The following is a 12518-nucleotide window of genomic DNA, read 5'->3' as shown; positions in this document are numbered from 1 at the left end:
TCGCCACCGGCCCTACGCCCGGAGCCCCTTGCGCCGGGGCATGACCACATGGGCCGTGACCGCCACCACGAGCGGCAGCAGGCTGACGGTCAGCATGGTCAGCCGCAGCCCGTCGGCGACGTCCGGTCCGAGGCTCAGCTCGGCCGTCTGCCGGAGCAGATTGGAGTCGTATCCGGCGCTCCCCGGGCTGAGCGCCATTCCGCTGCGCACGGCGTCCACGGCCTGTACGGCCTGGGTCACCGACAATCCACGCGACTTGGCGTCCGCCAGCAACCGCCGGTGGAAGAAGGCGTCGAAGAGCAGCAGGTAGACGGTGGGTCCGAACGCGTAGCCCGTCATCCCGAACGCCGACTGCACCGAGGCCACCGTCCCGGAATGCCCGGGCGGCGCGTGGGACAGGACCGTCTCGGACACCGCCGTGGCGGTGACCAGCGACCCCAGACCGCACAGCCAGGTGGTCGGCACGAGCAGCCAGAGCGCCATCGCTGGGCTGACGGTGCCTGCCATCAGCAGCCCGCTCGCCGCCATCAGCAAAAGGCCGGCGACCATCACCGGCCGCGGGGAGCACTTCCCGACCAGGCGGCCGGCCAGCACCACGGCACTGGCGATCAGCAGTGTGCCGGGCAGGTACAGCAGGCCGATGGCCTGGGGGGACAGCGACAGCACCATGCTGCCGAACTGGCCCAGGACGACACCGTACCCGGCAACGAGGAAGTTCAACGTGAGGGTCGCGGCCAGGGCCACAGCGAACGCGGGGCTGCGGAACAGCGCCAGATCCACGGCGGGCTCGGCGGCGCGGCGTTCATGGAGCACGAAGAGCGCGGCGGCGGCCACGCTGATCACCAGCGGCAGCCAGGTCCCGGGCTGGGAGACGCTGTTCTGCGCCGCGGCCAGACCGATGACGAGGGCCAGTAGGGCCACTCCGACAAGCGCGACTCCGACCACGTCGAGCCTCCGGCGCTGCTGGACACGGGACTCCGGAACATACCGGGCCGTCAGCCGGAGCGAAACCAGGCACAGCAGCGGGGCGACCAGGAACAGGCACCGCCAACCGACGGCCGCCACCGCCCAGCCCGTGAACGCGGGGGTCACCCCGCACATGATCGTCTCGACCGCCACGAAGACGCCGATCGCCGCCGGCCGCTTCTCCGCGGGCAACGACACCTTCAGCAGGGCCAGCGGCACTCCCAGCAGCGCGGTCATCCCCAGACCGTCCAGGAAGCGCATGGCCAGCAGGAAGCTGTAGCCGGGAGAGAACACGGAGAGCAGGTTGACGACCGTGACGGTCACCAGCCCCAGCCTCAGCAGCCGCTTCAGCCCGTAGACGTCCCCGAGGCCGCCCACGGCGAGGACGGCAGCGGCCATCACCAGCGTCGCCGCTCCACCCAGCAACCCGACGAGCTGCGGTGGCACCTGGAACGCCCGGCTCACCTGCGGCAGGTTCAGGTTGAGCACCAGCGGGTCGACGGCCGTGACCGCGTAGGCGGCGGCGAGCCCGAGGACGATCGGCAAGTTCGTCGCACTGGTCCGTGAGCGAGCCGCTGGCACCGCAACCTCCCGTGCTCCCCACATCACCTGCCGGTCGACGTTAGCCTGGCCACTGCGTCCCGTCGGGTCTTTCAGGGGCCGACACGCGCGGCGGACGATCGTTCGCGTAGCTCGGGGACGCCGCACGACAGCCGGTCGCCGATGTCGGGGGCGGTCGCGGCAGGGCACCCGCCGGGTGGTGCCGCCGAGCTCCGACCGGGGTGCGCACAGGCCTCAACCCGGTGTGAGCGTCACCACCAAAACGTCGCGATACGCGGGACGACCTCGGTCCACGGGGCGTACCGGCGACACGCTGTGCAGGGTCCGGCGGTCGTCTCCGAGCAGCACGGCTCCCGGCTCGCCGAGCGTGGCAGTCAGCAGCAGCCCTCCGTCCGGATCGAACACGGAGCTCTCACCTCCGACGGCGTTCTGCCGACCGATCAGGAGGGAGGACACCAAGGTGACACCGTCGCGGTGCGGGCCCTCCGGTGTGGGCAGTCCGTCCACCTCCGGGGAAGCGACGACCCGGAAGGGGTGCACCTTCGCGTTCCACACCGCCGGGTCGTCCAGTGCCGTCGCCACCTGTCCCAACAGTCGCAGCACCGCTCGGAACAAGGGGTCGGCTACGAAGGAGCCGGTCAGGGGCTCGAAAGTGCGCTCCACGCCGACGTAGAGCGGATTGCTGTCCTCCGGCTGCACGAAAGCGGCCTGCAGCAGCAGCCTGATCCGCTCCACCGCAGGCGTGAGCAAGAACTGCCCGTAACGGCGCAACCGGCGCGCGCCCAGAGCCGAGGAGCAGCTGTCCACGCTCAGTTGGTCCCAGTGGGTACGGAAGCGTTCCCAGTCCCCCTCCCGCACACCGAGGCACGATGTCGTGACGGCGGCGGGCACGAGGTGGGCACCGCCGGAGATCAGGGCTGCTCGGGCGGCCTCCAGGGGATGGTCCGAATTCGGCTCTTTCGTCTGCGGCGAAGACTTCCGCGTCATCGGGGACTCCTCGATGGGGCATGCCGGGCTCATCGTCGCTGTGCATGGCGGGGCGGTCAGGGGCGAGTGGGCGGCGAGGACTTCCAGCAAGTCCGGCTCGGTGACGGCGCGCTGGATACGGGGCGCCGGCCGCGTGAGACGGTCGGCGAAGACCAGCGCAATCTCGGCGTCTGCTGCGGAATGGCCGACCCCCATCAGACGCGATGGGCCGTACCGCGGTTCTTCACCGATTTCACGTACAGGAGGAAGTCTTTCGCCATGGCAAGCACCTGTCGGTTGGTCATGGCCGACGCGAGGTCGGTGCGGTAGTCGGGGTACTGCAGCACGTCCCGGGCACTGAATTCCGAAGCAGCCCGTGCGTAAACGCGGTACGCGTTGTCGGTGGACGGGTAGGAGGTGACCGACGGGGTCTGGACAGGCTTGACTCCGTCTGTGTAGAAGGGCTCGTTGACCACTCTGCGCCCGAAGTCCTCGTTGCCCCCGCCAGGTCGTGGTAGTAGCTGAAACCGATCTCGTCACCGGCGATGGGGCGAGGTGAGGTGAAGCTCATCGTCTGAGCCTTGGTGGCCCGGCGCATGCGGTGAACCGGCTTGTTCTCTCGAACAGTTCGTCGAACTCGGCGGCCATCGGCTCCCGTCACGGGGAGGCCCGCTCCAGCTGCCTTCCGAGCCCTTATCGCACAACCAGAGTCATTGCGACTCACTCCATCGAGGGATGGATCGGGACTGCTGTCCTGGCCCTGGCAGATCGCACGCATGGCCCCGGTGGCGGCGGCGTCGAAGACGTGCATGGTCAGGTGGTGTTCGGCGGTGAGGACCAGGGCGAGTTCGCCCGCGGTGGTCGTCGGTTACGACGTGACGTACGCGCACGAACGCTACGTGCGCTCCGGGAAGATCATCACGGCGGCGGGAGTGTCGGCCGGACTGGACATGGCCCTGTACCTGGCGTCGCTGATCGCCGGGGACACCACGGCGAAGGCGGTCCAACTGGCCGTGGAGTAGGCTCCGCAGCCCCCCTTCCACTCCGGCGACGCCACGCAGGCCACGCCCCGGCTCAAGGAACCGGCCCTACGGCTGCTCGCCCAGTCCCAGGTGTGACGAGACGGAGGCACGACGGCTCGGCAACGGCACCCGCCTGACCCACGCCTGCGGTCCGCTCAACTGAGCCCGTGCGCCCGGTCGTTCGGGCCCCACACCCGGCGGCCGGGCGCCGGTCGGTCGGCGGCGCTGCCCTGGCCTCGCGACACACCAGAGTGGGCAGCTGAGGTCAGCTCCGGAGGAACTCCAGGAGGTCCTGGTTGAACCGCTCCTTCTCCCCGGGGACGACGGAGATGCCGTGGCCGGCGCCCTCGTAGACCTTGAGGACGGCGCCGGGGACGATCTGCGCGGTCTTGCGGCCGGTGGCGTCGATCGGCACGATCTGGTCGTCGTCGCCGTGCACGACGAGGGTGGGGACGTCGAACTTCTTCAGGTCCTCGGTGAAGTCCGTCTCCGCGAAGGCGGTCACGCAGTCCACGCCCGCCTTGATGCTCTGCTGCATGGCCAGCAGCCAGTAGATGTCCAGGTTGCCCTGGGTGACGCTGTTCCCGGGGCGGTTGGCGCCGAAGAACGCGGGCGCGAAGTCCTTCCAGAACTGGGAGCGTTCCTTGAGGATGCCACCCCGGATGCTGTCGAAGACCTCGGCCGGGACCCCCTCGGGGTTGCTGTCGGTCTTGAGCATCAGCGGCGGGATCGCCGACAGCAGGAGCGCCTTGCCGACCCGGTCGGTGCCGTGGCGCCCGATGTACCGGGCGAGTTCGCCGCCGCCCATGGAGTGGCCCACCAGGGTGACGTCCCGCAGGTCGAGCGCGTTGATCAGGTCGTTCAGGTCGTCCGCGAAGGTGTCGAAGTCGTATCCGGTCCAGGGCTGGGCGGAGCGGCCGTGGCCCCGGCGGTCGTGGGCGACGCCGCGGAAGCCGTGGTCGGCGACGAGCTTCAGCTGGTCCTCCCAGGCGTCCGCGTTCAGCGGCCAGCCGTGGATGAAGACGACCGGGCGTCCGCTGCCCCAGTCCTTGTAGAAGATCTCGACACCGTCGCGCGTCGTCACAGTGGGCATGGAGTGCTTCTCCTCGTCGGGTCGGTCGCCCGGCCGTCCGGGGGAGTGTCCTGTGGACGCGGAGGCGGCCGCGGTCAACGGGGACAGCCTGGCGGTGCCGATCGGAACCCCACGGGAGGTTCCACCGAACGTGGCGTGTCGTCTCCCCGGACCCGGCCGGTGTGTGCCGGCCCGCTCCCGGTGACGTCCGCTCCTGCCTACCCTGCCGCTCCCCGCTAATTCACCGATAAGATGACCAAAGGTGTGCCGGGAAGTCTGGTCGGCTCGGGGGACGACTGCGGCGAGCGTGCGGCAGTGACCCCGCTCGTCGTGATGAGGTTTTCGCCCCGATGCACGTTGTGGGGATCGTTCTCGTCCTGGTGGTGCTGGCCACGGCCGTGGCCACTTTCGCCCGGCGCCTGCGGGTGCCCGCGCCCTCGCTGCTGGTCCTGGCCGGCGTCGGGGTGGCGCTGATACCCGGCGTCCCCGCGCTGCACGTCCCGCCGCAGGTCATCGGCATGGTGGTCCTGCCCCCGCTGCTGTACGCCTCCGCCGAGGAGCTGTCCCTGCGGGACCTGCGCACGGTCTGGCGTCCGGTGACGATCCTCTCCTTCGGCCTGGTCTTCGCCTCCGCCGCCGCCGTCGGCTTCACGGCCGTCGCCGTCGCCGGGCTGCCGCCCGCCATGGCGTTCGTCCTCGGCGCCGTACTCTCCAGCACCGACCCGGTGGCCGTCACCGCGCTCGGGCGCCGGCTGGCGCTGCCGGGGCGCGTCCAGGTGCTGGTGCAGGCGGAGAGCCTGTTCAACGACGCCACCTCGCTCGTCCTGTTCAAGGTCGCCGTCGGTATCGCGGTGGCCGTCGGCGCCTCGGTGAGCCTGCCCGAGGCGGGCGGGGAGTTCCTTCTGCTCGGTGGGGGCGGCAGCCTGGTCGGTGCCGCTGTCGCGGGCCTGGTCTGGCTGGTGCGCCGCCGTACCACCGACCCGGTGCTGGAGACGGTGATCGCGCTGGTCACCCCGTACGCCGCCTACGTGCTGGCCGAATCCGTGCACACCTCCGGCGTCACCTCGGTGGTGGTCGCGGGCGTGCTGCTCGGCCGCTCCGGCCACCGCCTCACCGACGCCCACATCCGCCTCCAGCTGGGCGCCGTGTACGCGGTCGTGGTGTTCCTGCTGGAGAGCGTGGTCTTCTCGATCGTCGGCCTGGAACTGCCCACCCTGGTCCGCGCCCTGCCGGCCGGCACCGGGCTCTGGCCGCTGCAGGCACTCGCGCTCGCCGCCGTGCTGATCGCGGTCCGGGTGCTCTCCACGCTGCCGCTGACCCGCGCGGTCAAGCCCACGCAGGGTCGGCTGTCGTGGCGGGTCGCCGGGGTGGTCACCTGGGCCGGTACCCGGGGAGTCATGCCGCTGGCCGCGGCCCTGTCCATCCCGCTGGTCGCCGACGACGGGACCAAGCTCGCGGGACGTCCCCTGGTCCTGGTCCTGACCACCGCTGTCGTGGTGTTCACCCTCGTCGTCCAGGGGCTCACCCTCGCTGCCGTCGTCAACCGCTCCGGCCTCGCCCTCGAACCCGAACACACCGTCCGCGAGGAGGACGACGCCCGCGACGCCCTCAACCGGGCCGCGCTCGACCACGTCGAACACCTCGCCGAGCTGGAGACCCTGCCGGACACCGCCATCGACCGGGTGCGCCGGGGGCTCACCGCCCGCCTCGACCGCACCCCCGGGACCCCGGACGGCACCACCGCCGACGCCGCCTACCGGCAACTGCGGCACGAGGTCATCGCCGTCCAGAGCACCGAGCTGCACCGCCTCTACGACGAACACCGCATCAGCGACACCACCCGCCGCCGCCTCCAGCACGACCTCGACCGGGAGGAAGCCGCCCTCGGCATCCGGTGACGGCGGGCCGGGCGGCCTGCGGCCTGTGGGGCAGCTCATCTGCCTGAACCCCAACCACCCCCGGCCTCAAGCGTGGCCCTGCCGGTCAAGTGGATCCGAGCCCTGTTCTCCGGTCCAGTCGACCGTCAGCCACTCCTCCCGCTCGCCCACCTCGGTGCCGAACGCGGCGCAGGCGGTGGTGAACCGTGTGCGGATCCACTCCCACTCCTCGCCGCGGGCGGGGCGGGTGTGGCAGAAGTCCAGGACCAACGGCAGCGCCTCCAGGCGGACAGGTGCCAGGTGCGCCCGGTCCGGCCCGTCCAGGGTGACCAGGAAGAGCAGGCCGAGATCGTTGCGCAGCACCGGATCGACCGCGTAGTCGTCGATGAAGTCGCCCAGGTCGTACAGCACGCGGTCGGCGACGCCGTGGAACACGTGCGCGGAGTGTCCGGCGACCAGCGTCGCCCCGGCGGCCAGCAGCTGCGGGGCCGCCGCGCGCACGTGCGGCGGCGGCCGGGAGGTCATGTTGGGGCCCCAGTGCGGGGTGACCAGCACCGCGTCGGCCTCCTGGGCGGCCCGGGCCACCAGCGCGGTGAGCCAGTCGGGCACCCCCGTCCACAGGTCGGCCCACGCCACTCCCGGACGCTCCGCCGCGGCCGCGTAGTCCACCGGGTGGTCGGTGACCCCGACCACCGCCAGCCGCACCCCGCGGGCCTCCAACACGGCGAACTCCCGCGCCTCGGCCACGTCCCGCCCGGCGCCGACCGCCCGGACCCCGGCCCGTTCCAGCAGTTCCCCGGTGTCGAGCAGGGCGTCGACGCCGTAGTCCAGGGCGTGGTTGTTGGCCAGCGTCACGCAGTCCACCCCCAGCTCGGCGAGGACGGCGGCCGCCGAGGGCGGGGCCCGGAAGAAGAACGGCTTGCGCGGGTCAGGCCACCGCTCCCCGCGGCCGGAGAGGCAGCACTCCAGGTTGAGCACGACCAGATCGGCCCCCGCCAGTGCCTGTTGCACCTCCGGGGAGAGCACCGTCCCCGGTGTCGGCGAGCGCCGCAGTTCCTCGGCGACGGCGCGCCCGAGCATCGTGTCGCCGGCCAGTGCCACCGTGAGCGCCATCGGTGAGCGTCGCCTCCGCTCTTGTGCCTGCGGATCGGGGGTCGCGGGTCGCGGATCGGGGGTCGCGGATCGCGCCCCGCCACTCAAGGCTCGGCCCGTACTCCGTCACAGGCAAGCTCCCCCCGGGGCAGGTCAGGGCGAGGACGAACCTGCTGCCGCGCGAGCGCCGGAGGCTACGGACGTGGACCGGGCTCCGGGAGTCATTCGAGGTCGTCCCAGGTCCATGGAGGGGCGGCGCTTCCGTCGGGTTCACGCCCGAACCGGAAGCGGCTCCTGTTGTCGCCGAACTCCATGAACTGGTCGATCATTCCTGCGGCGGGAAGGCGCGCGACCAGGGCGGCGGCCTGCTCGTGCGCGTCGATCCACTGCAGGGTGTTCAGCAGTTCGGTGACCGCGTCCGGGTCATCGAGGGCAACCCGGTCGGCGGCCCGTGCGGCCGGCGTGGCGATCTGCTCCTTCGCCGGGACCTCCCACAGCAGCTCGATCAGCGCGTACGGGTCGTCGAGGCCGGTAGGCGGGGCAGGGTCCTGGCGTGCCGGGGGCCGGGCCTGCTGCGGCGTTCCGGGCTCTTGCGGGCGTTCGAGGGCGCCGGACCCGCCTGAGCGGTGGTCGGAACCCGCGCGGGCCGCGGGGCTCCTCGCGGCCAGGGCTCCGGCCTGCTGGTCCGCTCCGAGGTCGAGCAGAGTGCGCACCAGCCAGGCCACTCCGGACGGGTCGTCGAGGCCGGCGTGTGCGGCGGGATCGCGGGCCAGCAGTCGAGCGACCTGCTCCGTTTCCCCCAGCTCCGACAGGCTGTTCAGGAGGGCGGCCACTCCGGACGGGTTGTCGAGGCCGGCGTGGGCGGCGGGATCGCGGGCCAGCAGTCGAGCGACCTGCTCCGTTTCCCCCAGCTTCCACAGGTCCTTCAGGAGGGCGGCCACTCCGGACGGGTCGTCGAGGCCGGCGTGACCGGCGGCCCGTGCGGCCAGGGTGGCGGCCTGCTCCTTCGCCCCGAACACCCGCAGGCTGTCCAGCATTTCGGCCAGCCCGCCCGGGTCGTCGAGGGCCACGTGGGCGGCGGCCCGTTCGGCCAGGGCGGCGAACTGCTCCTTCGCCCCCGCGACCCACAGGCTGTCCAGCAGCCAGGCCACTGCCGAGGAGTCGGCGAGTCCGAGATGATCGGCGACCCAGCGGGCCGGGCGGTGATCGGTCGGATCGAGGTGTTGGAAGTGATCGAGGAGGCTCCGTGCGGCCTTGGGGTCGCCTTGTGCGGCGGCCAGTTTGTGGAGTTGGGCAGCGTCCCGGTAGAGGCCGCGGTCCCGGGCACGGTTTCCGAGCACGACCAGATCGCGCTGGTCGGCGTGCTGGGCGGCGGAGGTCCAGAAGTCGACGGGTGGTATCCGCTCGGAGCGGTGGTGGCGACCGTACTGCTCGAGGTGGTCGGCCAGCCGGTAGTGCGAAGCGGGGGAGGACCGCTTCGCGGGGGAACCGGTGGCGGCCGGGCGGCGGCCGCGCTGGTTGCGGGTGTCCGTTCTGACCGGACTCAGGATGCCCGGGATGCCGTTGCCTCCAGCGGCGGCGTACTGCAGGGCGTGCTCGAGCCAGTCGTCGTCGAGGGCATCGAACTCGGTTCCCGTGAGGTAGGCGGGGACGGCCGCCTCCAGCCAGGCCACTGGGATGTCGGGGCCCGCTCCCAGCCGGCGGGCGTCCATCGCGGCGTGGATCAGGGCACGGGCCGCTCCTCGGGCCCGGGAGTAGCGCTCCATCAGGAACGGCGTGCCGGCGAGGTACTGGGTCACCTGGGCGTCGCGTGCTCGTTCGGCGGCCTCCGTCAGCCGTGGATCGGCGTCGGCGGCGCCGGTGAGGGCCGCCAGGTCGGTGCGGGTGAACGCGTCGGGCACGTCGATCACGTGCCCCTGCAGCAGGCGGCGGGTGTCGATGCGCGGATCCGGCTGGTTCGGCCGATCCGGCTCGGCGCGGGCGGTCAGTCGCTTCCAGTGGTCGGGCCACAAGGTGGCCAGCACCAGGACGGGAGCCCGGGACGCGTCGTTCAGCAGCTCGCGCAGGGCCCGTGCGACCCGCTCACCGGACGGTTCCGGGCCGAGGTACAGCTGCGCCTCGTTCATCCACACCACGGTCCTGGGAGCGACGTCCGAAAGGCCGGCCAGGAGGGCATCGGGACGGTCGGGGCTGATGGGGTGCCACAACCGCCAATCGCCGGGCAGCGCTCTGACGGCCTCCCACAGGGCGCGGGACTTGCCCGTGGCGGACGCCCCGACCAGAACCGCGGTTCCGCTGGTGCCGGCCAGCGCGGCGGCGACGACCGTCCGCAGGCGGGTGTCGTGCTCGCGCGGAACGTAGCGGGGCAGGACCCCGAATCGGGTCCGGGCATCACCGGTCTCGAGAGCCGGGTGCACCTCCAGGTCGGCCAGGACGAGGTTGTCGTCGAACTCGCCGATCGGCCGTCCCACCCCTTTGGCCATCCCGGCTCGCACCCACAACTCGCCCACCTGCCGGGCCAGTTCTCCTTCGTCCCGACGGGCGCGGCGGGCCAGGACGGTGGCGACGGCGACGACGTCGGCCTGCTGGGCTGGAAACGTCGGTTCGCTGATGACCCGTCGGACGGTGTCCCGGCTCGGTGCCCCCGGCAGCCGGTCGTCCTCGGCGACGTCTCCGGCGATCTCGTCCAGACTCGGTGCGCCCGCCGCCAGGTACACCTCGAACAGCGAGTCCTTCAGTTCCCGCAGCGCAACCGGCCACCCCACCCGCGCGCGCCCCAGCACTCGAGGCCGCCGTGAGCCCGTACGGTTTCCTCCCTCGTCGCCATTCATCGCACCATCATCCTCCAACTCGGCACGCGGGTAAGCCTGACCGGTGCCGAGATGGCGGGTAGTCGCCGTTGCGTCGCAACTCGGAGTCGATCTTCGCGGCGCGGTCAGTGTGGACGGTGAGCCGGCCGGCCGCCCCACCCGCGAACCGCATTCCCGTGGAGGTCCCCATGTTCCGTACGCGTCTGACCCGCCGCGAGCGCCTGTCCCTGGCCGGTGCCCTTCTCCGCGGCGCCGTCTCCGGCATCGCCCGGTCCGTCACCACCTGGTTCCTGGACCAGCACGTCCTCTGACCGAACTCTGGTTGGGCGGCGTCAGTGCTCGGCGGGTGCCGGGACGAGTCCGTCGGCGACGAGCCCGGCGTGGACCGCCTCGCCGAGGGCGTGGACGGCGGACTGCGGGCGGACCATGACCGTGAACTCCTTGATCCGGCCGTCGGCGGCGAAGTGCAGCAGGTCGATTCCGTGGATCTGCTTTCCGCCAGCCGTGGCTCGGAACAGCAGGACGGCCGAGGGAGCGTCGGTGCCGCCGGCGCTGGTCTGCGCGGTGCCGGTGTGGTCGCCGAGGTACCGGAAGTCCCGGAAGGTCCTCAGCAGGACCCGGAACAGGCCCAGCACCATCGGCTTGCCCTCGAAGGGGGTGAACTTCACGGGGCTGTAGAAGCGGACGTCGTCGCTGAACAGGTCGTCCAGCGCGCCGAGGTCACGGGCCTCGACGGCGGCACGGAAGCGGTCGGCGGTGGTCATGGTGCGCCCTCCTGACTCGTAGCGAGGCTAGTCATGAATCTGACTAGTCAGTTTCAGGAGTACCCTAGGGGAGCGTGTCCCCGGCAACAAGGGGCCGGGGGCCGGCGAAGGAGACCGACCGATGGCACTACGGCACGCCGTACTGGCCGCCCTGCTCGACGGCGAGACCAACGGCTACGAGCTGGCCAAGACCTTCAACCTGGGCGTGGCCAACTTCTGGTACGCCCAGCCGCAACAGCTGTACGCCGAGCTGACCCGGCTGGAGAAGGACGGGCTGATCAGCGGGCGGGAGGTCGTCCAGGACAACCGCCCCAACAAGCGGGTCTTCCGCGTCACGGACGCGGGCCTCGCCGAACTCGACGGCTTCGCCGCGGCCGCCGCGAAACCGTCCTTCGTCCGGGACGACCTGCTGGTCAAGGTCCAGGCCGCCGACCACGTCGACCCGGCGGTGCTGATCGCCCAGCTCGAGGAGCGGGCCGGCTTCGCCCAGGCCAAGCTCGACCTGTTCGACCGGCTGCTGCTCACCATGCGCGGCGACCGCACGGAGGACGAGTTCCTGCGCGAGGGCGACCGCATCGGCCCCTACCTGACCTGCCTGCGCGGCCACGCCTTCGAAAGGGGCAACCTCGACTGGTGCCGCAGGACGATCACCATCCTGCGCGATCGGCAGGCGGCCCGTACCCGGGGATGACGGCCTGGTGACCGGCAAGCGACGGCCGCCCGCCACGTGTCGGAGCGCTGGCGACGGGCCAGGCTCTGTCATCGGCGGCCAGCCATGGCTCCTGCGCGGCGGCGGCGGGAGTTGTCCCGGTGAACGCGCGGACGTCGCGGTGGAGGTGGGACTGGTCGGCAAAACCGCCGTCCGCTGCCACCTGCGCGGGAGTGTCTCCAAGGACCAGGCGGTGGATGGCGTGATCGAAGCGGACCAGCATGGCGGCGCGTTTGGGCGTCAGGCCGATCTGCGAACCGAAGCGTGACCACGTGCGCTGCCGGCTCCAACCGATCCGGCCTGCGAGCTCGCTCACGCGGGCCTGTCCGCGGCTGGCGACGATCCGGCGCCAGGCCCAGGCCACTTCGGGATCGACCTCCCTGCCCGCATGCACTTCGCGGCCCGAGCACGCCTCCTACGACTTCCACGGCTACATGGAGGGCGGTGCGGAGACCGGCGCCCGGGCGGCCCGGGAAGTCCTGACGGCGATCGGCGCCCGAACCGCGGCCTGACGGCCGGTGTCGGGGCGGACCGGGATCCGGGCCGCCCGACACCGGCCCGGCCGGCGTGTGCGCCGGGTCCGGAACCGCGGCGGGTCGTCTCCGGCCTCGGCGGCGGCCTGGGCGACGGCGACAGCCCGAACCGGGCTCGTTCGGCGGTTGTCACGTTCCGCGGTTGT

General features: G+C 71.8%; 11 protein-coding genes and 1 pseudogene. 4 read left to right on the top strand and 8 right to left on the bottom strand.

Going from position 1 to position 12518, the window contains the following annotated elements:
* Positions 1-12 precede the first annotated feature (12 nt).
* The 3 genes from O1G21_RS01255 to O1G21_RS01245 form a co-directional block, all read right to left on the bottom strand.
* Positions 13-1512, bottom strand: a complete 1500-nt coding sequence (locus tag O1G21_RS01255) for an MFS transporter (protein WP_270139964.1) — start codon at positions 1510-1512, stop codon at positions 13-15.
* Positions 1513-1761: 249 nt separating this feature from the next.
* The gene (locus tag O1G21_RS01250; RefSeq protein ID WP_270139962.1) at positions 1762-2514 is read right to left on the bottom strand and encodes a 2OG-Fe dioxygenase family protein; all 753 of its coding nucleotides are present in this window, start codon (positions 2512-2514) and stop codon (positions 1762-1764) included.
* A gap of 194 nt (positions 2515-2708) precedes the next feature.
* Positions 2709-2969, bottom strand: a complete 261-nt coding sequence (locus O1G21_RS01245; protein WP_270139960.1) for a hypothetical protein — start codon at positions 2967-2969, stop codon at positions 2709-2711.
* 354 nt (positions 2970-3323) lie between these two features.
* Here O1G21_RS01245 and O1G21_RS41295 point away from each other — a divergent pair, with 354 nt between their 5' ends.
* Positions 3324-3515, top strand: a complete 192-nt coding sequence (locus O1G21_RS41295; protein WP_333493412.1) for a type 1 glutamine amidotransferase family protein — start codon at positions 3324-3326, stop codon at positions 3513-3515.
* A gap of 265 nt (positions 3516-3780) precedes the next feature.
* On the opposite strand, the gene O1G21_RS01235 is transcribed toward O1G21_RS41295, so the two are convergent.
* The gene (locus O1G21_RS01235) at positions 3781-4608 is read right to left on the bottom strand and encodes an alpha/beta fold hydrolase (RefSeq protein WP_270139958.1); all 828 of its coding nucleotides are present in this window, start codon (positions 4606-4608) and stop codon (positions 3781-3783) included.
* 329 nt (positions 4609-4937) lie between these two features.
* On the opposite strand from O1G21_RS01235, the gene O1G21_RS01230 reads away from it, so the two are divergent.
* Entirely contained in the window at positions 4938-6485 is a 1548-nt protein-coding gene (locus O1G21_RS01230; RefSeq protein WP_270139956.1) for a Na+/H+ antiporter, read from the top strand.
* A 66-nt stretch (positions 6486-6551) separates the two neighbouring features.
* Here the strand turns inward: O1G21_RS01230 and O1G21_RS01225 are convergent, their stop codons facing one another.
* Positions 6552-7577 carry a CapA family protein gene (locus O1G21_RS01225; protein WP_270139954.1) on the bottom strand — a complete coding sequence of 342 codons (1026 nt, stop codon included), beginning with the start codon at positions 7575-7577 and terminating at the stop codon, positions 6552-6554.
* Between the two features lie 200 nt (positions 7578-7777).
* Positions 7778-10321 (bottom strand): hypothetical protein, encoded by a 2544-nt coding sequence (locus O1G21_RS01220; protein ID WP_270139952.1) that lies wholly within the window; start codon positions 10319-10321, stop codon positions 7778-7780.
* Positions 10322-10554: 233 nt separating this feature from the next.
* On the opposite strand from O1G21_RS01220, the gene O1G21_RS01215 reads away from it, so the two are divergent.
* Entirely contained in the window at positions 10555-10677 is a 123-nt protein-coding gene (locus O1G21_RS01215; protein ID WP_270139950.1) for a hypothetical protein, read from the top strand.
* Positions 10678-10698: 21 nt separating this feature from the next.
* On the opposite strand, the gene O1G21_RS01210 is transcribed toward O1G21_RS01215, so the two are convergent.
* Complete coding sequence (locus O1G21_RS01210; RefSeq protein WP_270139948.1) at positions 10699-11130, bottom strand: nuclear transport factor 2 family protein; 432 nt, start codon at positions 11128-11130, stop codon at positions 10699-10701.
* A gap of 121 nt (positions 11131-11251) precedes the next feature.
* Here O1G21_RS01210 and O1G21_RS01205 point away from each other — a divergent pair, with 121 nt between their 5' ends.
* Positions 11252-11821, top strand: a complete 570-nt coding sequence (locus tag O1G21_RS01205; RefSeq protein WP_270139946.1) for a PadR family transcriptional regulator — start codon at positions 11252-11254, stop codon at positions 11819-11821.
* Here O1G21_RS01205 and O1G21_RS01200 read toward each other — a convergent pair.
* A pseudogene (locus O1G21_RS01200) lies at positions 11778-12254 on the bottom strand (helix-turn-helix domain-containing protein); the annotation flags it as partial. The gene O1G21_RS01205 and the pseudogene O1G21_RS01200 sit on opposite strands and share 44 nt — an antisense overlap.
* Between the last annotated feature and the right edge of the window lie 264 nt (positions 12255-12518).

Source organism: Kitasatospora cathayae, from assembly GCF_027627435.1.
Lineage (GTDB): Bacteria > Actinomycetota > Actinomycetes > Streptomycetales > Streptomycetaceae > Kitasatospora > Kitasatospora cathayae.
Note: the sequence above shows the minus strand (reverse complement) of the source record. Positions and strands in the feature narration are given on the sequence as shown.